The organism is Nostoc sp. FACHB-892, from assembly GCF_014698795.1.
GTDB lineage: Bacteria > Cyanobacteriota > Cyanobacteriia > Cyanobacteriales > Nostocaceae > Nostoc.
This window is the reverse complement of the sequence record NZ_JACJTR010000002.1, coordinates 173825-196319: the sequence shown is the minus strand read 5'-3', so window position 1 is coordinate 196319 and position 22495 is coordinate 173825. Positions and strand designations below refer to the sequence as shown.

The following is a 22495-nucleotide window of genomic DNA, read 5'->3' as shown; positions in this document are numbered from 1 at the left end:
GGGATACTCCTAATATTAAGTGCGGGCAGCAACAAAAGGAAATAAACGGCGAGTTAGTTTAGGTATAAAGGCGAATTTACCCTCATGGAGGTAGCGATAGTGTTCCCACAATTGCCAATAAGGACTACCAGTTTTCATTCGTGTACCAGCCCAATGGAGATATTTTAGTCTTTGTCCTCGGTCATAGAGGGCGTAGTCTTGCTGTTGGAAATTTTGGGAACCCGCCCAACTACCAGGGCCTCCCCCAGGAATTTTGACGAGATTCCCACGTTTGGCAATTAGTTTGAGAACAAGATAATTTAAAATAGGTTGGTCTGTAACTCCTTCAGAAAAATCGAAATATTCTCGATGCGCTGCGCACTCTTGCAAAGCTTCATCCATTTGTTGTTCGGTAATAACTCCTTTTCTCGAAGCCCAAAAACCGCTATTGAAAACGTCTTGAAGTTGGGCATCAGAAAAAATTTGCTGCTCTTTTACAAATGGGGAAAAGATATTTCGCAGCTTGTCATTGGCATGATGGTAATCACAACAGAAGAAATCGACTTCTGAAAGTTTGTCTAAATTATCAACGATTTTTTCAAAAACGACAATATCAGTATCAATATAAATAAACTCATCTAAAGGGCCAAACCAGGCCACCAGTTTACGCATTTTATTAGGTAAAGCGAGAAAATCTCTATCAAAAATTTCTCCGATGCGCTTGGTAAATTTATCAATAAATTCTAAATCTGGGAAAACTTGGACGTTGTGTAAAGTAGCAAGCTGCTCTGCTACCTTCTGATAATTTTCATTAAATGGTATAAGATAAATGGTTACATTTGGGTCATAGTAACGAATGCTATTGAGTAAGGCGATCGCATTATCGATAACACGGTCATTAGCAACAATATAAATTCCCCTGCTCATAAATTATCCTTGGTTAATTAACTTAAACTTTCGCAAAGCTCTTGTAAGTAAATTTGGTGTGGGAGCCTCATTATAATTCTTAGGAGGATTTTTAAAGACTGGGCGCTTTTCTGGCTCGTGTAAATAACGATAGTAAAGAAATAAATCTCGATAGGGAAACTCAATATTTTCTCCAGCGCAAACGGCTTGATTAATATTAGGAGGAATACCAATGTAATGAAGGTAAGTTAGTTGATTTCCTCTGTCATAAAGAAGATGTTCTCGTTCCTCAAAGTGCTTAGATGTGGCAGAACATCCAGTTGTTTCATTATCTGGTAGTTGTTGAGCAAAGTTATAAATAGCAAGATTAGACCTCATTACCATATAGTTTATCAGTGGTTGCTCACCGGCACCTTCATACAAAATTTCTGCTTCACCATTTTGTAACTGGGATATTAGAAAATCTCTTTGTTCTGAGTTAAATATGCCTCGTTTTGAGCCATAAAAGCCTGAGCAAAATATTTCGGCATCAATGCGCTTTTGCTCGAAAATTTCTAGTAATTTGGGAGAATTTATATTATATATTTTACTAACGTCTTTAAATTGAAAATCGTAGACAACAAAATCATAACTATCGAGCTTTTCAAATACCTCTGCAAGAGAGTTCATTACTAAGGTGTCTGCATCTAAATAGATGAACTTATCGAATGGCCCATCAAAGGCGCAAAAACGACGGTGAGCGCCATAAAGACGAGATTTAATGCGATTCAATCGTTCTGGTGCTGCTGAGAGCATAAATTGATCCCAACGATTGATTGATTCTTGATTATCGTAAAGAAATACATTAGGACGTTTAGCTATTTCATCAACAATTCGCTGTGTTTGATCATCAAAAGGATAGATACAAACGGGAGTTTCCGTCCCCAAGATAGCATCGATACTGTTGAGCAAAGCCACCAGTTGATCGAAAACATAATCATTGCCAAGGGTACAAATACCATTCATAATTTATGAGTGTTGATCAACAAAGTTTGACAACCAGTTAAGCAAGTTTAATTTGTGTAAAATGATTTGACGTGCTTCTGCGATCGCATCTTTGGCAGCATACCAAGCATCAGGTGTAGCTGTCACTTCTTGGATGTATGCAATGCCTTTTTCATCTAAACTCGGCAACCGCAAAAAACTACCCGGTGGCAATAATTTATCGGCAGCCGGGCCACCATAGTAAATTGGTAGACACCAAGCAAGCAAACTATCCCAAAGTTTTTCACTTACATACCAATTATTATCAGCATAATTTTCAATTGCCAGATTGTAGTAGTATGGTGCCATTCCATGCCATTTGTGACCAAGTTCTCCTTTTGTTGGCGACCATGCAGGTAAGTCCCGCCCATACAAATCGAACTTAGTATCGCTAGCTTGCAATGATTTTAAAAAGTCTAAACGCTGGCGATGGTTAGCTGTCCGGCTAATTCCCGAAGTAATCCAACTGCATGGGGCAATTTTTTCCGGCACTGGCATCTCATTTAAATCTTCAAATGATTTGGCATGATACCAAATAGCGGGCATATAATCGGGATTGGGTGCAAAGTCATCGGGCCCGGAAACGTGACCACAATACTTTTGAGCTTCCTGATAATTCCGTTTATTTATTTCTACAATCTCATCTAGGGGCGGTTCGCGGAGAAAATAAATAATTCGCTCTTTCGGCACACCACATAATAGAGATGCTATATTTATTTCTGGTTTTCTTTGTCGTTTACGAATAATATCTAACAAAGATGGTTGGGGAGATGGTTGGGGAAAATCAAACTGATATAGCAACATAAAGTCTGGCTTGTGGGCTATTTTCAACATTTGGATATTGCCCCAAACACCAAAGTGGTGCGGAGTTTGTTGCCATAACCAATCTCTGGTTTTAGCAAGACCTGAATAGCTACTAATCATGCCAACAGTTTTGATAGTCATAAATCCTATTTATTTGTAGTTAGTTTTAAGTTAGTTTTTATACCGTTACACCAGAATAGGTGGACGTTGAGCTTCTTCTATGTAGCTTAATATTTTGGTAATTCTATTCTCCCAAGAAAATTGCTGGGCAAAATCTATACTAGCTGCATAACCCTCTATTTTACGGGGATAGGTTTCTAAAGTATGTAGAATAGATTGGGAAAGTTTATGCGGGTCATCTGGTGTACACCAACTAGCAATTAAAGGTGATGCCTTGAATTCCATTAAAGGTGGAATCTCAGTTGCCACTATCGGAGTACCAGCAGCCATGTACTGAAAAAACTTAACTGGATTCGTAAAATCTGCTGATTTTCCAGCGCAGTGAGGATGAACCAAAATATCAGCTGCTTGAAACAAGCTGACTAATCGTTCCCGTGGAAGTATCCAACCTAAAAACTCAACGTTTTCTATATTTTTATCTCTAGCTAGTTGTTGATATGCTTGTACTTGTGCTTCTGTACCTCCTGTAATGACAAACTGAATTTCTGGCAATTCTTTAGCAGAATCGATTAACAGATCAACTCCTTTGAAAGGATACAAAGCGCCTGAATAGACAACTAAATGCTTACGCCCATTCATAAGCAATTCTTGACGCCATATTTCCGCTTCTTTAGGCTGTCTGATTGAAAATGATTGATTGAATCCGTTATGTAGCCAAACGACCTTTTCCGGTGGCATTCCATATTCTATTAGGCTTTGCCGGATGGGTTCAGACTGAGTTATGGCTATTTTAAAATAGGAGCTGTGGACAATTTCTGGCTCATATTTTTGGTCTTGAAAGTAGTGACGTTCATAAATAGTAGGAATTTTATTTTTGACTGCGGCTTTGACAAAGTTCCAATCCCGTGTGTGGACAACTTTAGAATTAGGGCGGATATGAACAGGTAAAAAATACTTGGTTACTACTGTACTAGAATTAGTAAATTTACCACCTATTTGATCAATAGGCCAAGGCATTGGCAATGCCGCAATTTTGAGCTTTTCTTGAACATCATAAAATTCTATAAATTCCCTATCAGGCTTTTTGGGTTTTTCAAGATAAATTAACGATAGGAGATTAGCAGAAGATTTTTTCTTATCTGGATACATTAAAACTGAGGAGTAGCCTAAGTTAGCCGCTGCGTTGGCACAAAGGACATCATGAATTTCGTGCGCTGTGTCTGGTTGTAGTGATAACTCTCTGGTGTAAAAAATGTATTGATTTTTTTTTGAAAAATTTATCATTGTTTTGGATAATAGGTTTTCAATTGTTAATTACATTAACTAAAGTTAAACTCTATCCTCAAAAATCTTTAATTTCTCTAGTAGGTAAATAGCAGAGTTATAAGATTCTAAAATTAATGGATTTTGTTTTTGGGGTTCGGATTTTAATTTATCGCCTAGCGATCGCAGAGAGCTAAGGATGGGATAGATACGTGTGCGAAACTCATCTGAGATATGAGTAAAGTTTTGATACTGGTCATTTACATTTTGATCCATATCTGACGATAACTCCCAGTTAATTTTCAGGTTAACCACATCGTCTAATACATCAATGGCGTTGAGAACCCTTAAGGCTGAATTGTATGATTCGTCAATTAATTCGTGCCGCTCTTGGGAATTGTCTACCAGATCGTCAACTAATAACCCAAGGAAACCAATCATTGAGTTAAGCCTTGTCCGCAGTTCGTGAGAAATTCGGTTAAAGCTGGGATTCGTTTTAGTGGAAGTTTCAGCCTGATCAGCAAATTGCATTGAGTAGAGGCGTGAGTAGTAACCACCTTTTTGTAAAAGTTCTTCATGAGTGCCGATTTCTACTACACTTCCTTGGTCTAAAACGGCGATTTGATGGGCTTTTTGGACTGTGGAAAGGCGGTGAGCGATAACTAGGGTTGTGCGATCGCGACTTAGCTCATCGAGTGCAGCTTGCACTAAGCGTTCAGAAACTGTATCTAAAGCACTGGTAGCTTCATCTAAAATTAGAATTTCGGGATTTTGCAGTAGTGCGCGAGCGATCGCTAATCTTTGCCTTTGTCCACCCGATAACATCACACCGCGATCGCCAATCTGCGTATCAAATCCTTGAGGTAATCTGCTAATAAACTCATAGGCGTTTGCTCGCTTTGCGGCTATGAGAATTTCATCATCACTAGCCTCTGGTCGTCCATAAGCAATATTGTTCCGAACCGAATCATTAAAGAGAAACGTATCTTGACTGACAATCCCCATCGCCTTCCGCACCGATTTCAAATCGAAATCTCGCAAATCTATTCCGTCTAGGGTAATACAGCCAGATGTGAGGTCATAAAATCTCGGTAAGAGGTCTGCCATTGTTGATTTACCAGCACCAGAACTACCCACCAAAGCCAGAGTAGTACCACGTGGTAAATATAAATTGACATCCCGAAGTACTATGTTTTGATGATTAGGGTACGAAAAACAGAGATCCTTAAAATGCACTCCCTCTTTTAATTTCTCATAAGGAATTGTACCGCTTCCCATGAACGGTTTATTATCATGACGTAAAAAATCAGCGACAATATCAACGCTAGAAGCAGTATTAGCAAAACTACTCCGAAGAGTATTTAACTGAGAAATAAACGGTAGTAGTCGCAATAGCAACAATAAATATGTAATCAAAACGGCTGATACTAAACTAAGCTGTTCAGCAAATAAAGTGCGACCCAAAAAGACAATCACTATTAAGGCTATAATGCCCGTGACCTCGCTAATTGGTGCAATCGCCTCAGAATTAACTTGGGATTGAAAATCTGCTTTTTCCCGGTCACGAATTAGCTTTTTAATCCGTTTATATTCTCTGTCTTCATTTCCAGTCGCCTTTACTAAGCGAATTCCATTTAGCATTTCTAACACAGAAATCGAATAAGCTTTGGACATCTCCGAAAGCTGGGCACCAAAATCTCTTGAGCGGTAAATCGCGTACTGATTGATTAATGTCACCAAACTTAGCAACACTGTAGTGGCAATGGTCAACTGCCAGGAAATTGATAGCAACAAAGCCACAAAAACTAAAATCGTAATTGCCAGTATGATTAACCTTATAACACTGCCTATAGCACTAGCAGCACGACTAATTTCTCCTCCAAGACTGTTGATGATATCACCAACTTTCATTTTGCTGTAATAATCTATGTCAATATCTAGTAATAGCTTTAAGCCTGCTTCTCGCATATCTGATGTCAGCGTCCGTGTTAATGAACTCGACACCAAAGTACCAATATAGCCAGCTAAATTTTTTAAAATAATTACAAATACAATTGAGCCAGCCATCACCGTTAAGCGGTAACTTTCAGGAATCTGCTCAAAGGGAGAGATAATGGATTTAATAATTGGCGGAGCGCCTGTTAAATCTACAGGTTGACCTACTATTTGAAGAATTACTGGCACAATTAGTGTCGTACCCACACCGTTAAATAAAGCGCCAGAAAATCCAAACAAGATCGTCAAAAAGATCCTAAATGGATAAGGTTTGGCAAATTTTACTAGTAATTTTCTGTTAGACATTGGGAGTTTATATTTAAATTTATAGTTTTATAGCGGCTATAAAAATTACTATACATAAAGCTTTTCAGGTTAGAGCTATTATTGTATATAGATATAGATTTATAATCATGCATCATCCTCACAAGCGGGAAATTAACTCAGATAAAGTAGCTCCCATCGCTTCTAAGCTGTACTTTTCTAAACACCTTTCTCTAGCCTTTCTACCTTGCTCCTTTGCTTGTTCTATATCGGCAAATATCAGTTGAATCTGTGCAGCAATTTGTTGGGGACAATTAGGATCAACTAAATAACCAGTTTTTGCTAAAATTTCGGGAATATCTCCTACTCGTGTGGATAAAACAGGTTTAGCCATTGCCATTCCATCTGTTAGCTTTAAAGGAAATTGGGCACGAGCAATTATGCTATCTCTCTGGGGAACAACTACAACGTGAGCAGCTGCCACAACCTCAGGCATAACCTCAACAGGGCACTTTGGTAACTTAATAATCCAGCGTCCCCATTTTTGAATTAGCTGCTGATCATAATCATCGTAAGGGCTGCCTCCTACAATTACTAATTTCAAATCTTGCTGATTCAACTCATCTAACGCTATTAAGACATCTTCAACTCCCTTGTGAGGTCTTGGCGCACCAGGAAACATGAGAACTCGATACTTTGCCAAACCATAACGCTCTCTGCTGACCTCTGGATTATATTTATCAGGATCAAACATGGCAGTATCTTTGCCATTGGGCAAATAAACACCCCCAAAGCGGTTTTGAAGAAACTCAGTATCTATCGTAATCCCATTGGCACGAGATACTAAACTTTCCATCCACTGGAGATAAAGTGGATGATCGGGAAATCTTAATGCACCATTTTTCTTCAAGATGTCCCTAGCAAATTGCTTAAGATTAGGGCGATACTTCCATTCAAAACCTCCATGCCAGCTAAGTTCCCAGTCATCCATATCTAAAAGTAAAGGACGACGACTAACTAATTTATGCAGTAGAGGCACACCAAAACTTGTCGGTTTAGGTTTGACTGCATAAATAATATCTCCATCTAGCTTTTGCCAAAGTTTTTTAGCTGAAGTAAAAAACTCAGGATAGTTTTTACCATCAATAGCAACTACTGGTATTCCTTTAGGAGGAATAGCATATAATTCTTGACCAAATAAAAATCCTACAATCTCAACTTGATAGTCGAGTTTTTTTAGAACTTGAGCTAGTAAAAAAGCTCGAACTGAGCCTCCTCCAGACAAGTCACTTACAACTAACGAAACTTTTGCTTTCATATATTAGTTGCTTTTGTCACTGTTACCATAACTACTTTTGGGTTTTTTGAACAAATTGATGAACTGTGAAAAAATAGATATAAATTTTTGGCCGCGTGGGCCTCGGTATTTTTCATAAAGTATAAAACTGGGAGTAATTAGCCTAGTTTGATAAATCAGCTTAACTAAATACCTATAATTAATCTTGATTTTTTTATTTAATAAGTACAAAGGAGGGGAAAATATTTTAATTAGCCGATCAAAATTATCTTGCTCTTTTTCTTTAATTGCTTCTTTAAGCAAAAAATTTATGCCTACTTGGCATAAAGGGATTAAATCATGATGTTTACTGCACACTGTTTCGTATAACAATATGTAATAAGCTTTCATATAAGGCCAGTTATTAGTTCTATTAGACTGATGCTTTGTGTAGTATGCTCCTATCATAGGTGTATAGACAAAATTAACATTGGCAATTAAAAGGTCTATTGTAAAATCTCTATCTTGCAAAGCTTTTAAGCGCTCATCAAATTTTTTTTTGTTTTGGACATTTATATCCATCAATAAACATTGCTGAAGCAAGGGAAATGGAGAATCAGCTAAAAAATCAGGGATGAGTAATCGCTCAATCAATTGCTCTCTTGATAAAGAACCGACTATATTTTCCTGTCTGTTAATAATTTGTTGTTCTCTGTCTATAAATACCCGTTCATAATCTGTATATAAAACAATATTTTCTTGAACATCTAAGGTACTTAAATGATCTAATTGAAATTTAATTTTATCTTTGTGAATCCAATCATCTCCATCTAGAAACTGAATCCACTTACCTTGTGCCTGTTTAAAGCCAAAATTACGACTTGATGATACTCCGCCATTTTCCTTATAGAAGTAACTAACTCTTGAATCTAGACTGATCAATTGTTGAGCTACTTCTTGTGTATTATCAGTAGAGCCATCATCTACCATAATACATTCAAGGTCAGTAAATGTTTGCGATAGTACGCTTTTAACTGAGCGTTCTAGATAGCTAGCTTGATTAAAACAGGTAACAACGATTGAAACAAGTGGAGTCATTGATTAAACACTCTTCTTGTTGAAAAGGTATAGTTCAAAATTCACGCTGGATAAAATTAATTAGTGGAAAATAAATTAAGCTGGTATTTTAATTGAGATGTTGGCACGCTGCAAGTAATACTTGAGGAGTGCTGTATAGATGCGGTCTATTGATGGCAATGCATACTTTTTATCAGGATCACCGTCATGTGAACCCCAGATTACTGGGAAAGGATTTGGTTCCCACACAATGAGGTTTCCCTGTTCGTCGTAACTGTAATCAAAAGCCATAAAATCAAAACCTAATGCTTTGCGTGCTTGCTGCAAAAGTTCGTGATTGGGGTCTTCTCCACTAAAATAAGCAATTTCCTCTGCTATTATTGATTCATTAATGACGCGATTATTGTTGTCGCGTACTTCCCAAGATTTGGAAACCATTAAAGGGCCAGGGATACCTTCATCTCCCATAGCGAAATAGCGATACTTACGATACAGACCATCTTCTCCCTTAACATCGAGAAATTCTACTGCAATAGGGGCAATAAACTTTTCAAAAGGGATGTTTGCCAAATCATCAAGATTTTGGACGAAAAAGATTTGGCAGCCATGTACCCAGTCTTCGCGGATAAAGAAAGGAGTTGACAATCCTCCTTGTATCTTTTTGAAATCTTCTGGATCAGTAATTGGCACTGTCTTGGCGGTGCGAATGCCCTTTATGCTACCAATCCGTTGTGCTGCCAGTGATTTAATTGAATTTGAGAGGTTATCAATGGGATTGACAATGGGAATGTTACGTTTTTTACATTCTGCTTCTATTGGCTGGGCATATTGATAAATATGCGGAAATCTTTCTTTGAGGGGATCTTGTAGCCAAGGTAGAAATAGTGCATAACGATCCCAGTCATTTATCTCACAAGGGAGATAATGGAGTTCAAACAGATGTGCTGCTTCAGGTACATTTTGACTTACCCAATAAAGAAAGTAGTCATTGTATGTAGACTGGTGATCTTTCTGTCGCACAACAAGTATGCGCTTTGGATATCGGACGTTGTTTATAGCGTCTCGAATTGCTGAAATTGCCTGTTGCCGAAATTCTTTGTACATAAAGGGTTTGTGACGTTAATATAGTTTTGGATGGAATTTTGATAAAATGTGAGCTATTGGTGCTAAAAATCTTAGTTGCTTTTTGTTGACAAAAATTTGTCACTGTTATTATTCAATAGCTAAGGTTTTATAGACTAGAGAATGGTTTTAATATAAGCTATCTCTTACTTTTGAGCTTTTTTAGGACAAGGATGAATCAGCCTTTAATATGTCATAAATTATAGAAAAGTGCATATTTTTAGTTAACTTTAGATATTAAGCTTCAATAAAGTTAACGTCATATTTGCTAGTTCGCCTAGCGAAATTTTACATAAGTATGATGTTTTTTATACTAAATATCTACTCATAAGGGAGGCAAAGGTAATGCAGGTAATCCGTCTTGAGGCACTTTCAGACAACTATATATTTTTGCTGTACGATCGCAGACAAAATATCGCTGCTGTCGTAGATCCAGCAGAGTCTCAACCAGTATTAAAAAAACTGGCAGAATTAAAAGCTGAGTTAGTAGCAATTTTCAACACGCACCACCATAACGATCATGTGGGTGGTAATAAGCAATTAATAGAACAATTCCCTCAACTGATAGTTTATGGAGGAGCCGAGGATCGTGGTAGGATTCCCGGACAGCAGGTGTTTTTGCAACAAGGCGATCGCGTCGAGTTTGCAGACCGCATAGCTGAAGTTGTCTTCGTTCCCGGACATACCCGCGCTCACATAGTTTATTATTTCCCTCCCGAAAAAGCTGGTGAAACAGGCGATTTATTTTGCGGCGATACCTTATTTTCTGGCGGTTGCGGTCGCTTGTTTGAAGGAACACCGGCACAAATGGTGGACTCTTTGAGTAAATTGCGCTCTCTACCCGATGATACACGCGTCTGGTGCGCCCACGAATACACCTTAAAAAATCTACAATTTGCCTTAACTGTGGATGGCGACAATACCGAGTTACATAAACGCTTAAATGAAGTAAAAGCTTACCGTAGTCGAGGGGAAGCTACCATCCCCTCGCTGCTGGGTGTCGAAAAGCACACCAATCCCTTTTTACGTTGGGATCAGCCATTATTACAATTAACTGTTAAGAGTAGCGATGCAGTGCAAACCTTTGCGCGGATACGGGAAATGAGAAATAACTTTTAGGAATTGGGCATTGGAGAAAAGTCCATCTTCCTCATCTTCTCCACTCCTCAGATTTTTCTCTCACTAATAGTTGCGATCGCACCCTTTCTTTCGCTACGATCTGTAAGCTTTAGGGTGTAGGCAAAGAAGCTTGGAATACAGCAGTGACATTGTGAGCTATCTTACCCAAACCCAAAATTAATCAGATTTTACAGGAAAAACGATGGCGAAACGCGTACAGTTAGTTTTAAATCAGGATATCAGCAAGCTGGGAAAATCTGGCGACTTAGTAGAAGTAGCTCCTGGCTACGCTCGTAATTATCTGATTCCCCAGAAATTGGCAACTAATGCCACTCCTGGTATTCTCAAGCAAGTAGAACGCCGTCGTGAGCAAGAGCGTCAACGGCAGTTAGAACTCAGACAACAAGCTCTTGAGCAAAAAGAAGCTTTAGAAAAAGTTGGCAGCTTGACAATTGCCAAGCCAGTTGGTGAAAACGAAGCAATTTTCGGTACTATCACCACTCAAGATGTTGTAGATGCAATTAAGGCAGCCACCAGCCAAGAAGTCGATCGGCGTGGCATTACCATCCCCGATATTAACCACCTTGGTACTTATCAAGCCGAAATCAAGTTGTATTCTGATGTAGTGGCACAAGTCGATATTCAAGTCGTCGCTAGTTAACTCAGGAGGGGAGGCGGGGACGCAAAGATGAGGGAGCAGGCGTAATAATGCCTAACTTTGCCAATTTTAGATTTGGAATTTTGGATTGAAGAAAAAATCTAAAATCTAAAATCTAAAATTGAATGACTCCCATACTCTTAACTAGCTTTCATCTCAAAACTAAAATCGTTTATGGCTGAAGAACTTAGTTTTAAAGGCGATGGTAGCGATGCCTACGGCGGTAAACTACGCCTCCCGCCGCAAAACATTGAGGCGGAAGAAGCGATTTTGGGTGGTATTTTACTAGATCCAGAAGCGATTAGTCGAGTTAGCGATCGCCTCCTTCCAGAAGCTTTTTACATTAGCGCTCACAAAGATATTTATCAAGCAGCTGTGAGGCTCCACACCCAAGGTAAACCCACAGATTTGCTCTCAGTCACAAGTTGGCTGACTGACCATGATATGCTTGCCCGCATAGGCGGCAGGAATAAATTAGCAACTCTGGTAGACCGCACAGTGTCAGCCGTGAATATCGACGCCTTAGCAGGGTTGGTGATGGAAAAATATCTGCGGCGACAGTTGATTAAAGCTGGTAATGAAATTGTACATCTTGGTTACGAGACAGAAACCGAGTTACCACAGGTTCTAGATCAGGCAGAACAGAAAGTATTCGGCGTAACTCAAGAACGTCCCCAATCGGGTTTAGTTCACATTTCTGATACTTTAATTAATAATTTTCAAGATATTGAAGATCGAAATCAAGGCATCGCCTTACCTGGTATCCCCTGCGGATTTTACGATTTAGATGCGATGACTAGCGGCTTTCAACGTTCTGATTTGATTATTGTCGCGGGTCGCCCATCAATGGGAAAAACAGCATTTTGCTTAAACCTCGCTCATAACATCGCCGCTTCTTATAAATTACCAGTTGCTGTCTTCAGCTTGGAAATGTCAAAAGAGCAACTGACGCAACGTCTATTAGCTAGCGAAGCCCAAATTGAAAGTAGTTATCTGCGGACTGGTCGCCTGAGTCAAACACAGTGGGAACCTTTAAGCCGTGCTATTGGTATTCTCTCGGAGATGCCAATTTATATTGACGACACGCCGAATATTACAGTTACACAAATGCGTAGTCAGGCAAGAAGATTACAAGCAGAAGTTGGAACTGAATTAGGATTAATTGTAATAGATTACTTGCAATTGATGGAAGGAGCAGGCGATAATCGCGTACAAGAATTATCAAAAATTACGCGTCAACTCAAAGGTTTAGCACGAGAATTATCTGTACCAGTTATTGCTCTATCTCAGTTGAGCCGAGGAGTGGAAGCACGCACTAATAAGCGTCCGATGTTATCTGATTTGAGAGAAAGTGGTTCGATTGAACAGGATGCCGATTTAGTAATAATGTTATATCGAGATGAATATTACTCTCCCGATACTCCCGATCGCGGCATTGCAGAAGTAATTATAGCTAAACACCGCAACGGGCCTACAGGTACTGCGAAACTTTTATTTAATCCACAGTTTACAAAGTTTCAAAATTTAAAAATTTAGCTTTTGAATTGGGGACTAGGGATTGGGAAAAACTAATGCCCAATTCCCTATGCCCTAGTTTCTACTTAACTCCGAGCAATTCCACATCAAACAACAGAGTTGCGTTGGGTGGAATTACGCCACCAGCACCACGAGCGCCATAACCTAACTCTGAGGGAATGATTAACTGACGACGACCGCCTACTTTCATAGTGCTAAGTCCTTCGTCCCAACCTTTGATTACCTGTCCAACACCAATTTTAAAGCTGAAGGGTTGGCCGCGATCGCGTGAACTATCAAACTTAGTACCATCTTCTAAAGTGCCGACATAGTGAACTTCAACCGTTTGTCCAGGTTGAGGAGTCGCCCCAGTCCCCTCTTTTAACTCAACATACTTCAATCCAGAGGGGGTGGTTACGGCATTAGCATCAGACATAGTATTGCTCGCAATTAGAGTATTATTTTCAGTTAAAGTTGTGGGCGCTGGCAGCGTTTGGGTTAACTCGGCAGCAATGGCAGTATTCTGTTTACTGCCTACTTGCCCCACAACCAAAAGCACAACGCACGCCAGCATGAACGCCACGCTGAGGAAAATTGCTTTCAAAATCAGTTCTCCTTACTTAGGTATCCTGGCAAAAACATTACCAATAGGACACATTTAGTTTAAATCACAAATGACATCTTAACGCCAAAGCTTATTTTCTAAATCGCGCAATTGACGCTCTAAACGGTCAATTCTACCGCGCAGTTCGTCCACTTCTGACTGGCGAGCTACCCCCAAATCTTGCATCATATTTCGCATTTGCCGTTGCATTTGAACATCAAAGTTTCCCTGCTCCGACTTTAACTGCTGGGCAATATCATCTATAACTGCCTTGGCTTGCTCAGGATTGAGCTTACCGTCTTTAACTAAATCATCACTCACTTGGCGCAGTTTTTCTGCTACTAAAGACGTTGTGCCAAGACCCACCATCATTAGTTGTTGCAACCAGTTGTTGTTGCTGTCCATACTCCCTTCCTCTTACTTATTTCAAACCAGCCGATCCTTGCTCCTGAGTGTAAGCAATCAAGCTATGCTAAAAGCGCAGTTATTCTAGCCTACATCTCTATTTTGGCAAATTAGCAAACACAGAGATCACAAGGTATGTTTATAGAACGACTCAACTTTAAGGTTGCCCCCAATTTAAGGGAAAATTTTATCCAGAAGGACGCATAAATTTGGACAATAGCGCTGTCTTAATATCCTAGATTTATCGCTAAAGAGGTTTGGATTAGCCTGAATGCCCACAGAAAAGTTATCCTCATCATTTGTTGGGTAATGCTGAAGCAGTGGAAAGCCATGCCCCAAGCAGATTTACAGACGAATGAAGATAAATCCATCCAAGCACTTAGAGAATCTTATCTAAGAGTAGAGTTAGCAAAGTATCAAGTACGGAAATTTCCCCATTTTTAGGTGAAAGATTACTCTCAGCTTGTAGATAAGCAGCTAACTTCTGCCATAGTGAATAGTAAAGCGATCGCCCCAAAAAATATAGGAATTCAACTTAGCTTATTTCACGACAATTGAAGTCATTGGTCATTAGTAGCAATGACCAATGACCAATGACTAATAACTAATCCCCATCTTTAAAACTAGGAAGAAGTTAAATTTTTGCACGCCATTTCTGAAAGGCTATCTCGTAATCTTCTGATTTACTCTGATAAACGCTCCACCAATGAAAAAATAGCCCTAACCCCCATCCTAATATTGGGAAGATAGCCCACAAATAACTAGGACTAGTTATTAGATTCAAAAGAATAAGGAATAAGTTTACAGCTATAAATGAAACAAAGTGTGTCCAAAATGCTCTGCGTCGGAAAGTATTAAATGTAAGTTGCGATCGTTCTTCTTCTTGTTGAATTAACCAGTTTTTTTCAGTTTTTCCCAAAATATCAGAAGAAATACCTAACTCAGATGCCATTTCTATAAGTTCTTCTCGTGAAAATTCACCTTCCTGTCTACGAGTGAGCGCTCTTTGAAGGATTTGTTGTACATCTTCAGAATCGTAAGTCATTTTAACTACCTTATAATTTTGTGTGTAAATGCGCCTTTGATTTCACGAATTGTTTAAGAGATTTCGTTCAATTCAGTTAGCGAATGGCTCCACATTTTGCACCTAATAATTAGCTAAACTTGCACCCGTATTATTTTCTCACAATTAGTTTATGGCTACTGTATTTGTCAATACCTCTACATTGCTTTTAAAATATTCAACCAAGGATTATCCTTAGTCCTATAAAAAAATATTGATAACCGCAAAAGTAAAGTTATCCTTTTTTAAGGAGGGTTTTTAGTTAATATAAAAACCCCTATCCCTGTATCTAAGTTGGATGCAATAGACACATAAATTTTATAAAAAAAGTTATTAAACCTTGCCTCGTATAGATTTTAATTTATATAATCTGACCGACAGAACCTCATGACATCAGAGCAACTAAATTTATTTATGGTAATTCTTAATTTTGGATTTTAGATTTTGAATTCTAAATTCAAAGCAAAGCGAGGTGACACACCTTTTCTATTGAGGTTGTATGGCGATCGCTCCTACCGATGTATAGAAAAATGGGCGATATCTACGGCGGTAAACTACGTATCCTAGAAGTACTGCTAACTCATCCACTTAGACAATGTACATATTTGTATAAAAATATAGAGAATTATTTATACTATCAATAAAAATTTTTATTCGCCCTACGTCTAACGATAGATAGATTTTATTAAATAAATAGTTTAGATTTGTAACAAGTTACACAGAACTAGGTAAAGCACATGGCCAATATTGTTGACACCGCCGCTAATAATGGTTCTTTCAACACACTAGTTGCAGCAATCCAAGCAGCTGGTTTAGTAGATACACTGAAAGGCCCTGGGCCATTTACCGTCTTCGCACCCACTGATGAAGCGTTTAATAAGCTTCCAGCAGGTACAGTAGACTCATTACTTCAAGATATTCCAAAGCTCAAGAAAATCTTGACCTATCATGTTGTATCAGGCAAGGTACTAGCTGCTGATGTAGTTAAGCTAAAGACAGCTACAACAGTTGAAGGTTCAGATGTAAAAATCGACGCTTCTAATGGCGTTAAAATCAATGATGCAACTGTTGCAGCAGCAGATGTTGATGCTGATAACGGTGTCATCCATGTAATTGACACAGTTTTGATTCCTGCATAAGCAAATATCAGAATAGCGAATGCTATTTGTGGGGCAGCGACTATCTATCTATAGTCGTTTCTCTATTACAGTCTGGTTGAATGTTTTTTAGTAAACACCAACTACCAACAAATCCATCTAGATACCGTCTAGATGGATTTGTTGTTTCATGCGTTTATATTTAATTAGGTGTAATCAAATTTTTAGTTTTGCCAAACCCAAATAACGGATACCTTCGGGGGAAATATCAAAACGGCAAGGTAAGACTTCTAAACCGAGAGCGATCGCATCGCGTAATAATTTACCATATATAGGATCTGTGCGATCGCCAGGAGAGAATTCAGTACAATCACCGCGATTGATAAAGTAAAACATCACCGCACGAGTTACAGGTAGCAGCGCCATTAGTTCTCGCAGGTGCTTTTGTCCTCTTGTAGTTTCCGTGTCAGGAAATAAAGCTAATCTTCCCTCAGATAAAGTTGTATTTTTCACTTCTAAATAAATCGGGCGTTCCTCATCACTCCCCGTCAAGAAAAAATCTACTCTACTTTTTTTATCTAGTCCATAAGCTACCTCGCCTTTGATTTGGCTATAGTTGCCTAATTCTGGGAAAAGGTGTTTCGTCAAAGCTAGCTTTACAATCCGATTGGGCAAAAAAGTATTTATGCCTACCCAAGTCGGTTCGTCGTCATGTACCTGAATTAGTTCTAAGGTATAAGCCAATTTGCGGTTAAGATTATCGCTTTTGGAAAGTTGTACTGCACTTTGGGGAGTTGATACTCCAGTCATAGGCCCTGTATTTGGACAGTGTGCTGTCACTATTTCGCCAGAAGGAAGTTGAACGTCAGCAAAAAACCGCTTGTAACGCTTGAGTAAAATACCCGGATACAAGGGTGGGTAGCGATAAAGCCAATCTATCATTATAAAAAAACCTTGTTGCTGCTAGTAAATATACGTCGATTCCTTACCTATCTACCTCTCAATAGCAGATATTTTCAGCAGCTACTCCGCCCTGCGGCAGAATTTGAGTAACTTTATATATCACAGATTGTCAATTTTTGTAGTCAAATTAACAACATAGTAATAAAAAGTAGCATAGACTAAGTATTATAAGTCTCCCATAAAGAAAAATCCGGGAGAATTTCAATATGCAAGGAGGTAAATCCTATGCAAAAATTGGGGACAGCAACGGAATTAGAATATGCTTTTCTGTTTACTCTAAGAAAGGTAAATTCGATAAATCCAGAAGGTTTCAAGCCATTTTTTAGTAATATGCCTATTGACCCTTATATCAAAGGCAACTATCGTTCGAGAAGATTATCTCGGTTTATAGTTTCTGGAAATGGTTTAATCAAATTACCTCATGGCTACTTCTTTCAAAGTAAAGAGCAAAATCCATTAATGGGTGACATCAAAAGAGAGTTTGCAGAATTAGATGATGCACTTATAAAGCTTGATATTTTTAAAAATCTTGTTTTAGCATTTAGTGATTCTTGTAAGCTCCACCCAGAAGCTGAAATCGGAGTTCATCAAATTAGAATTACTTGTTCACCAGGTAATTTTGGCAATCTAGCGCCTGAAGGTATCCATCAAGATGGTACTGATTTTATTGGCATATTTTCAGTAGATAGAAATAATATTCAAGGTGGAGAAGCACATTTGTATACTGCCAAAAAGGAAAAACCTGTGTTTAGCAAAGTTCTAAATCCGGGCGAACTATTATTGGTTAACGATCATGAGTTTTTCCACTTCGGCAATCCCATCAAACCACAGACTGATGCTCAAGGAAGCTTGGATGTTTTTGTACTGACTTCTCCTAGTTTACTTTCAGAATAATTCTAGTTAACTGTAAATATTTTGCAATTTACGAGATATGGGGAATTGAATCTAGTCATTTCCCCAGTTTTTTATTTGTAATTGGAAATAATCGTGCTGATAGTGGTTGATTTAACTTGATGGCTAAAGTTGGCATATAAATTAATAAAGCTATAATTTTTTCTATCGTTATATTACCTAGAATCGGAACTGTATCCAGTCCACATATAATAAATGTGTAAGTAATAATAATATTATATGTTTGCTCGTTAGCCCTGTTAGCTAGTCCGATATCTTCACAAACCGGAAGCAGAAGTCCAGAGTAACCACAGATTTTTCCTGATGCATTTTTCAATACACAAGAATGAAGCAAAGGCACGCTGAATAATTAAAATATTAACTAACTGAATCAACCAAACAAATGCCATGAATGACGAATTTTACAATAGAGGATTGGAAAAAGCTAGGCGAAAAGACTACGCTGGAGCAATTGAGGAATTTAATCATGCTTTACAATTGACACCTTACTTTACCGAAGCTTACTTGCAACGGGGTTTGGCACATTATGATTCAGGAGCAATCCTTAAAGCTGTTTCAGATTATACCGAAGCGCTGAAACTTAATCCTGAGAGTGTAGAAGCATATTATTGTCGCGGATTGGCTAGGATGGCGCTGAAAAATTTACCGGGGGCGCTAGACGATGTTGAACGCGCTATTCGTCTCAATCTCAATTATGCTCCTGCTTATAATTTGCGGGGGATAGTGCGGCGCAAACAGGGTTCTATTCAAGACGCGATCGCTAACTTTAAAAAAGCTGCACAATTATATCTAGAGCAACAGGATAAAGAAAATTGTCGCCTTTGTCTGGAAAAGATTAAACAGCTACAATCTCCAGAAAAACCTGCCGTTGAGCAATCGGGTTCCACAAATGCACCAATTTTATCCACAAAGGAATATTTCACACAATTATTAGAAAAGGCTGAAAAGGGAGATACGCAAGAGGCGCTAGCAGATTTAAACTGGGTATTAAAGGCCGATCCACAAGATGCCCAAGCTTACTGCTGCCGTGGGGTTGTACGTTGCAAAATGGGGAATTATCGAGAAGCGATCGCTGATTTTAATCAAGCATTGGGACTAAATTTTCAAGATGCTATTGTTTATCGCAACCGAGGTAAAGCGCGTTCTGTATTGGGAGATCATCAAGGTGCGATCGCGGATTTTAACCAAGCACTCCAGATGCAACCCGAAGATCCTTTAATCTATATTGCTAGAGGCAATGCCTATCGGGCAATAAGTAACTATCTTGGTGCAATTAAAGATTATACTCAAGCGCTGCGAATAAACCCTGATGATGCTCAAGCTTACTACAATCGCGGCATTGCTTATACTTGCATAGAAGAAATACAAAATGCTCTGGAAGATTATCAACGAGCGGCGAGTATTTTTTGTGAACAAGAAGATTGGAGAAATTATCAACAAGTCTTAAGTAGCCTAGAAAAAATTCAAAAATTTAGTCCACAGTCAAAAAAGCAAAAAGATAGCCTGCTACGTCAGCGACTTTTGCGAATGGTTGGGGGATATTGGGAAATTGCCGAACGATTAATTCAGCAGAAGCAAAATTATTATCCTGGGATGTCAGAGGAGTGGTATTTGCAAAAAGTGATTGATGATTTAGAACGCGATCGCAATAGTTGAAGAATTCAGAAGCTAGAATTCAGGAGGTCGCTCAACGTAGCCGAAGTCAGCCAGAATCAAAGTTTCAGAGGAAGGCTAATTTGAAATGTGGAGCCTTGACCTAGTATACTATTTACATTAATTTGCCCTCCGTATCGCTGTACAATTTGTTGAGCGATCGCAAGTCCGAGTCCAAAGCCGCCTGTTTGCCGAGATCGGATAGTATCTACACGGTAAAAACGATCAAATATATGTGGCAAATCGGTGGATGGAATACCAATCCCGTTATCTTTGACCTGAATTACCGCGCAGTGAGACTGGATAAAAAGATGTAATTGTACCTTACCGTTTGCTGGTGTGTACTTGAAGGCATTAGTCAGTAGATTAATTACAGCTTGTTTGAGCAAATTAGCATCGGCTTTTAAAATGATCGGATGCTCTGGAAGGTGAGCATTGAAATTGAGACTTTGGGCAGGAGCAAGGGCTGCGAACTCCTGAGCAAGCGATCGCAATATTTCACACAAATCAACGGATTTTAATACGGTTTCTGCAAGCGAGCCATCATAACGCGACAAAAAAAGCAGATCATTGATCAGCGTACTCATGGACTTAGCAGTTCGGACGATATTTTGCAACCGCAATCTTTGCTCCAAGGGGTCTTCGGGAGGCATCAGGGCAACTTGAGCATTGCTCAATACCGTAGCAACGGGTGTGCGTAGTTCATGAGAAGCATCTGCTGTAAATCGCTGCAATTGTTGATAAGCACGAAGGCTTGGTCGCATTGCCAATCCAACCAAAAACCAACCTGTGATACCTATTACACCAAAGGTTACGGGAACCCCGAAAGTCAGAAACAAGCGGGCTTGGTTCAGTCCAATGCGTAGAGAGTTCATTGGAGTTGCTGTTTGGAAGTAACCAATCAGTACCTTACCTTCCAAAACAGGAAGTGTAACTTGGCGAATCCAGGTTTTTGTACTAGATGACTCTGAGCCTATTGGTACTTCTAACGTTTGAAATCCAGGTTTTGCGCTCAACTGTTTACCACCCGATGAACCGATAAACTGTAAAAGTTGTTTATTGGAGTTATACCACCGTGCGTAGATTAGCCCGCCATTCAACGATACACCGCTTTCTACAGGAGTCTGGCTGTGCTGATTTTGCCATTGACTTTGATAAAGTGAGTATTGGGTTTTAATAGCAAAGGCTTTACTTTGTGAAAATAGTTCGTCGTCAAAAACCCGCAATTGTTCTTCTACACTCAGACAATAGCCCACCCCTGCAAAAGCGAACAAAATTCCACCCATTGACAGGGCAAACCAGTGAGCAAGATTACGACGGCTATGATCAAACATTTGTCATTGGTCATTTATCATTTGTCATTGGGCACTGGTTATTAATTTTTATCCCTCCCTCATCCCCCTCATCCCTTCACAAATTTGGTGGATTTATTCGATAGCCCATGCGATGCACTGTTTCTATCCAATCTTTGACACCAATAGTCTGTAGGCGCTGGCGCAGGCGGCGAACCAAGGTAGTAACCGCGTTACTTTCTGGTTCCTCTCCGCAGCTCCAAAGAGCTTGCTCAATCTGGTTATGAGATAAGACCTGGCGGGGATGACGCATTAAATACTCCATCAATTGAAACTCCCGGCTAGAAAGTTGAGTTGTCAACGAACCAAGTTCGAGCGTCAAAGTGGATAAATGAAGTTCCAAATCGCCCAAGCTAAGTATATCTCCTTGCCACATAGGCGATCGCCGTCCTAGCGCCCGGACTCGTGCCAATAACTCTAGAACATCCACAGGCTTTACTAAGTAATCATCGGCTCCAGCATCTAAACCCATTACCTTATCTAAAATCGTGTCTTTCGCTGTCAGCATCAATACAGGAGCCAGCTTACCTGCCCGTCGATATACTTGACACAATTCTACGCCACTCACTTTAGGCAACATCCAATCTAGAATCAGCAAGTCATAGTCTTTGCGAAAGGCATACCACTGTGCTGTTTCTCCATCAGCGATCGCATCAACTGTATGTCCCACCTTTAATAAGGCTGCCCGCAGTGGCTCTAATTGTGATGGGTCATCTTCGACTAGTAAGATTAACATCCCATTTGCTCAGGTTGCCGTAATTTTTGCTTTCTAATTTTAAGATTAAGCTAAGAGGATGACACAAAAGTGACGTAAACACTCAACCCTATATATTCCATGCAGCAACTCCAACTTTTTCCAGTGTTGCGATCGTTAGGCTTTGTGTTTTGGTTGTCCTTGCCGTTAATTGGGTTAGTTTTTTGGCTGGGGAGTGGCTTTGTAGGAGATCGGATTTTAAGTCGCTCCAATCTCACCAAAAAATATCTGCTAGCAGATACTCAATCGGCACGACAGATTATGAAAAGGATAGTAGCGATCAAGGTCGAAGTTCTCCCTGAAAAAGGAATTTCACGGGTTAACGTTAAAACCAATAACTCAGTTCTTACAAAGATAGTATTTGAATTTCCAATAACTGATATAAGTAAACTTGAAACTGCTCTTAGTCAGGAGTTAGGCTTACCACGCGATCGCGTTAAAGAACTAATAGTTGAGTCGAATGACAAATGACACTCACTAACCTTGACATTTCTCTGTCATATTTATCCAATAAACTACAAGAAAAGTAACGTAATTTTACTTTTATCTAAATAATTGATTGTTGATAGCG

General features: G+C 39.2%; 22 protein-coding genes and 1 pseudogene. 8 read left to right on the top strand and 15 right to left on the bottom strand.

Annotation, left to right across the window (positions count from 1 at the left end; translation table 11 throughout):
- Positions 1-15 precede the first annotated feature (15 nt).
- The 8 genes from H6G96_RS03540 to H6G96_RS03505 all read right to left on the bottom strand — a co-directional run bounded on the left by H6G96_RS03540 (position 16) and on the right by H6G96_RS03505 (position 9811).
- Positions 16-906, bottom strand: coding sequence for an Npun_R2821/Npun_R2822 family protein (locus H6G96_RS03540; protein ID WP_190910168.1), 891 nt, complete (start codon positions 904-906; stop codon positions 16-18).
- A gap of 3 nt (positions 907-909) precedes the next feature.
- Positions 910-1890 (bottom strand): Npun_R2821/Npun_R2822 family protein, encoded by a 981-nt coding sequence (locus H6G96_RS03535; RefSeq protein ID WP_190910167.1) that lies wholly within the window; start codon positions 1888-1890, stop codon positions 910-912.
- Positions 1891-1893: 3 nt separating this feature from the next.
- Entirely contained in the window at positions 1894-2853 is a 960-nt protein-coding gene (locus H6G96_RS03530) for a glycosyltransferase family 10 (protein WP_190910166.1), read from the bottom strand.
- Between the two features lie 45 nt (positions 2854-2898).
- A complete protein-coding gene (locus tag H6G96_RS03525; RefSeq protein ID WP_190910165.1) occupies positions 2899-4116 on the bottom strand; it encodes a glycosyltransferase in 1218 nt (405 codons plus the stop codon).
- 45 nt (positions 4117-4161) lie between these two features.
- A complete protein-coding gene (locus H6G96_RS03520) occupies positions 4162-6396 on the bottom strand; it encodes an ATP-binding cassette domain-containing protein (RefSeq protein ID WP_190910164.1) in 2235 nt (744 codons plus the stop codon).
- Positions 6397-6514: 118 nt separating this feature from the next.
- A complete protein-coding gene (locus H6G96_RS03515; RefSeq protein WP_190910163.1) occupies positions 6515-7672 on the bottom strand; it encodes a glycosyltransferase family 4 protein in 1158 nt (385 codons plus the stop codon).
- 3 nt (positions 7673-7675) lie between these two features.
- Entirely contained in the window at positions 7676-8728 is a 1053-nt protein-coding gene (locus tag H6G96_RS03510) for a glycosyltransferase family 2 protein (RefSeq protein WP_190910162.1), read from the bottom strand.
- 75 nt (positions 8729-8803) lie between these two features.
- The gene (locus H6G96_RS03505) at positions 8804-9811 is read right to left on the bottom strand and encodes a hypothetical protein (protein ID WP_190910161.1); all 1008 of its coding nucleotides are present in this window, start codon (positions 9809-9811) and stop codon (positions 8804-8806) included.
- 363 nt (positions 9812-10174) lie between these two features.
- Between H6G96_RS03505 and gloB the strand changes: the two genes are divergently transcribed.
- From gloB to dnaB, 3 genes are all read left to right on the top strand, one after another.
- On the top strand, positions 10175-10948 hold the full coding sequence (gene gloB, locus H6G96_RS03500; protein WP_190910160.1) for a hydroxyacylglutathione hydrolase: 774 nt from the start codon (positions 10175-10177) through the stop codon (positions 10946-10948).
- A gap of 202 nt (positions 10949-11150) precedes the next feature.
- The gene (rplI, locus tag H6G96_RS03495) at positions 11151-11609 is read left to right on the top strand and encodes a 50S ribosomal protein L9 (RefSeq protein ID WP_190910159.1); all 459 of its coding nucleotides are present in this window, start codon (positions 11151-11153) and stop codon (positions 11607-11609) included.
- A 171-nt stretch (positions 11610-11780) separates the two neighbouring features.
- Positions 11781-13142, top strand: a complete 1362-nt coding sequence (dnaB, locus tag H6G96_RS03490; RefSeq protein ID WP_190910158.1) for a replicative DNA helicase — start codon at positions 11781-11783, stop codon at positions 13140-13142.
- Between the two features lie 61 nt (positions 13143-13203).
- Here dnaB and H6G96_RS03485 read toward each other — a convergent pair whose 3' ends face one another.
- The gene (locus tag H6G96_RS03485) at positions 13204-13725 is read right to left on the bottom strand and encodes an FKBP-type peptidyl-prolyl cis-trans isomerase (protein WP_190910157.1); all 522 of its coding nucleotides are present in this window, start codon (positions 13723-13725) and stop codon (positions 13204-13206) included.
- A 78-nt stretch (positions 13726-13803) separates the two neighbouring features.
- Complete coding sequence (locus H6G96_RS03480; protein ID WP_190910156.1) at positions 13804-14130, bottom strand: phasin family protein; 327 nt, start codon at positions 14128-14130, stop codon at positions 13804-13806.
- Between the two features lie 309 nt (positions 14131-14439).
- Between H6G96_RS03480 and H6G96_RS42270 the strand changes: the two genes are divergently transcribed.
- On the top strand, positions 14440-14574 hold the full coding sequence (locus H6G96_RS42270; RefSeq protein WP_277932891.1) for a hypothetical protein: 135 nt from the start codon (positions 14440-14442) through the stop codon (positions 14572-14574).
- 190 nt (positions 14575-14764) lie between these two features.
- Here H6G96_RS42270 and H6G96_RS03470 read toward each other — a convergent pair whose 3' ends face one another.
- On the bottom strand, positions 14765-15175 hold the full coding sequence (locus tag H6G96_RS03470; RefSeq protein ID WP_190910155.1) for a 2TM domain-containing protein: 411 nt from the start codon (positions 15173-15175) through the stop codon (positions 14765-14767).
- A 755-nt stretch (positions 15176-15930) separates the two neighbouring features.
- On the opposite strand from H6G96_RS03470, the gene H6G96_RS03465 reads away from it, so the two are divergent.
- Positions 15931-16332, top strand: a complete 402-nt coding sequence (locus tag H6G96_RS03465; RefSeq protein WP_190910154.1) for a fasciclin domain-containing protein — start codon at positions 15931-15933, stop codon at positions 16330-16332.
- Between the two features lie 174 nt (positions 16333-16506).
- On the opposite strand, the gene sfsA is transcribed toward H6G96_RS03465, so the two are convergent.
- Positions 16507-17232 (bottom strand): DNA/RNA nuclease SfsA, encoded by a 726-nt coding sequence (sfsA, locus tag H6G96_RS03460; protein ID WP_190910153.1) that lies wholly within the window; start codon positions 17230-17232, stop codon positions 16507-16509.
- 246 nt (positions 17233-17478) lie between these two features.
- On the opposite strand from sfsA, the gene H6G96_RS03455 reads away from it, so the two are divergent.
- On the top strand, positions 17479-18147 hold the full coding sequence (locus tag H6G96_RS03455) for a 2OG-Fe dioxygenase family protein (RefSeq protein WP_190728930.1): 669 nt from the start codon (positions 17479-17481) through the stop codon (positions 18145-18147).
- A gap of 2 nt (positions 18148-18149) precedes the next feature.
- Here the strand turns inward: H6G96_RS03455 and H6G96_RS03450 are convergent.
- Positions 18150-18508: pseudogene (locus tag H6G96_RS03450) on the bottom strand (DUF711 family protein); the annotation flags it as partial.
- A gap of 44 nt (positions 18509-18552) precedes the next feature.
- Between H6G96_RS03450 and H6G96_RS03445 the strand changes: the two are divergent.
- Complete coding sequence (locus tag H6G96_RS03445; protein WP_190910152.1) at positions 18553-19821, top strand: tetratricopeptide repeat protein; 1269 nt, start codon at positions 18553-18555, stop codon at positions 19819-19821.
- Between the two features lie 56 nt (positions 19822-19877).
- On the opposite strand, the gene H6G96_RS03440 is transcribed toward H6G96_RS03445, so the two are convergent.
- Positions 19878-21152: an ATP-binding protein gene (locus tag H6G96_RS03440; RefSeq protein ID WP_190910151.1), complete on the bottom strand. Its 1275-nt coding sequence runs from the start codon at positions 21150-21152 to the stop codon at positions 19878-19880.
- A gap of 76 nt (positions 21153-21228) precedes the next feature.
- Positions 21229-21906 (bottom strand): response regulator transcription factor, encoded by a 678-nt coding sequence (locus H6G96_RS03435; protein WP_190910150.1) that lies wholly within the window; start codon positions 21904-21906, stop codon positions 21229-21231.
- A 99-nt stretch (positions 21907-22005) separates the two neighbouring features.
- Here H6G96_RS03435 and H6G96_RS03430 point away from each other — a divergent pair, with 99 nt between their 5' ends.
- Complete coding sequence (locus H6G96_RS03430; RefSeq protein ID WP_190910149.1) at positions 22006-22395, top strand: hypothetical protein; 390 nt, start codon at positions 22006-22008, stop codon at positions 22393-22395.
- Positions 22396-22495 lie beyond the last annotated feature (100 nt).

What these genes read in the sequence shown, in the direction of transcription:
- H6G96_RS03440 (WP_190910151.1), bottom strand. Translation starts at nt 21,152, where the DNA reads ATGTTTGATCATAGCCGTCGTAATCTTGCTCACTGGTTTGCCCTGTCA.
- H6G96_RS03455 (WP_190728930.1), top strand. Translation starts at nt 17,479, where the DNA reads ATGCAAAAATTGGGGACAGCAACGGAATTAGAATATGCTTTTCTGTTT.
- H6G96_RS03540 (WP_190910168.1), bottom strand. Translation starts at nt 906, where the DNA reads ATGAGCAGGGGAATTTATATTGTTGCTAATGACCGTGTTATCGATAAT.
- H6G96_RS03470 (WP_190910155.1), bottom strand. Translation starts at nt 15,175, where the DNA reads ATGACTTACGATTCTGAAGATGTACAACAAATCCTTCAAAGAGCGCTC.
- H6G96_RS03445 (WP_190910152.1), top strand. Translation starts at nt 18,553, where the DNA reads ATGAATGACGAATTTTACAATAGAGGATTGGAAAAAGCTAGGCGAAAA.
- H6G96_RS03480 (WP_190910156.1), bottom strand. Translation starts at nt 14,130, where the DNA reads ATGGACAGCAACAACAACTGGTTGCAACAACTAATGATGGTGGGTCTT.
- H6G96_RS03530 (WP_190910166.1), bottom strand. Translation starts at nt 2,853, where the DNA reads ATGACTATCAAAACTGTTGGCATGATTAGTAGCTATTCAGGTCTTGCT.
- dnaB (WP_190910158.1), top strand. Translation starts at nt 11,781, where the DNA reads ATGGCTGAAGAACTTAGTTTTAAAGGCGATGGTAGCGATGCCTACGGC.
- H6G96_RS03535 (WP_190910167.1), bottom strand. Translation starts at nt 1,890, where the DNA reads ATGAATGGTATTTGTACCCTTGGCAATGATTATGTTTTCGATCAACTG.
- rplI (WP_190910159.1), top strand. Translation starts at nt 11,151, where the DNA reads ATGGCGAAACGCGTACAGTTAGTTTTAAATCAGGATATCAGCAAGCTG.
- gloB (WP_190910160.1), top strand. Translation starts at nt 10,175, where the DNA reads ATGCAGGTAATCCGTCTTGAGGCACTTTCAGACAACTATATATTTTTG.
- H6G96_RS03525 (WP_190910165.1), bottom strand. Translation starts at nt 4,116, where the DNA reads ATGATAAATTTTTCAAAAAAAAATCAATACATTTTTTACACCAGAGAG.
- sfsA (WP_190910153.1), bottom strand. Translation starts at nt 17,232, where the DNA reads ATGATAGATTGGCTTTATCGCTACCCACCCTTGTATCCGGGTATTTTA.
- H6G96_RS03430 (WP_190910149.1), top strand. Translation starts at nt 22,006, where the DNA reads ATGCAGCAACTCCAACTTTTTCCAGTGTTGCGATCGTTAGGCTTTGTG.
- H6G96_RS03505 (WP_190910161.1), bottom strand. Translation starts at nt 9,811, where the DNA reads ATGTACAAAGAATTTCGGCAACAGGCAATTTCAGCAATTCGAGACGCT.
- H6G96_RS42270 (WP_277932891.1), top strand. Translation starts at nt 14,440, where the DNA reads ATGCTGAAGCAGTGGAAAGCCATGCCCCAAGCAGATTTACAGACGAAT.
- H6G96_RS03520 (WP_190910164.1), bottom strand. Translation starts at nt 6,396, where the DNA reads ATGTCTAACAGAAAATTACTAGTAAAATTTGCCAAACCTTATCCATTT.
- H6G96_RS03465 (WP_190910154.1), top strand. Translation starts at nt 15,931, where the DNA reads ATGGCCAATATTGTTGACACCGCCGCTAATAATGGTTCTTTCAACACA.
- H6G96_RS03510 (WP_190910162.1), bottom strand. Translation starts at nt 8,728, where the DNA reads ATGACTCCACTTGTTTCAATCGTTGTTACCTGTTTTAATCAAGCTAGC.
- H6G96_RS03435 (WP_190910150.1), bottom strand. Translation starts at nt 21,906, where the DNA reads ATGTTAATCTTACTAGTCGAAGATGACCCATCACAATTAGAGCCACTG.
- H6G96_RS03515 (WP_190910163.1), bottom strand. Translation starts at nt 7,672, where the DNA reads ATGAAAGCAAAAGTTTCGTTAGTTGTAAGTGACTTGTCTGGAGGAGGC.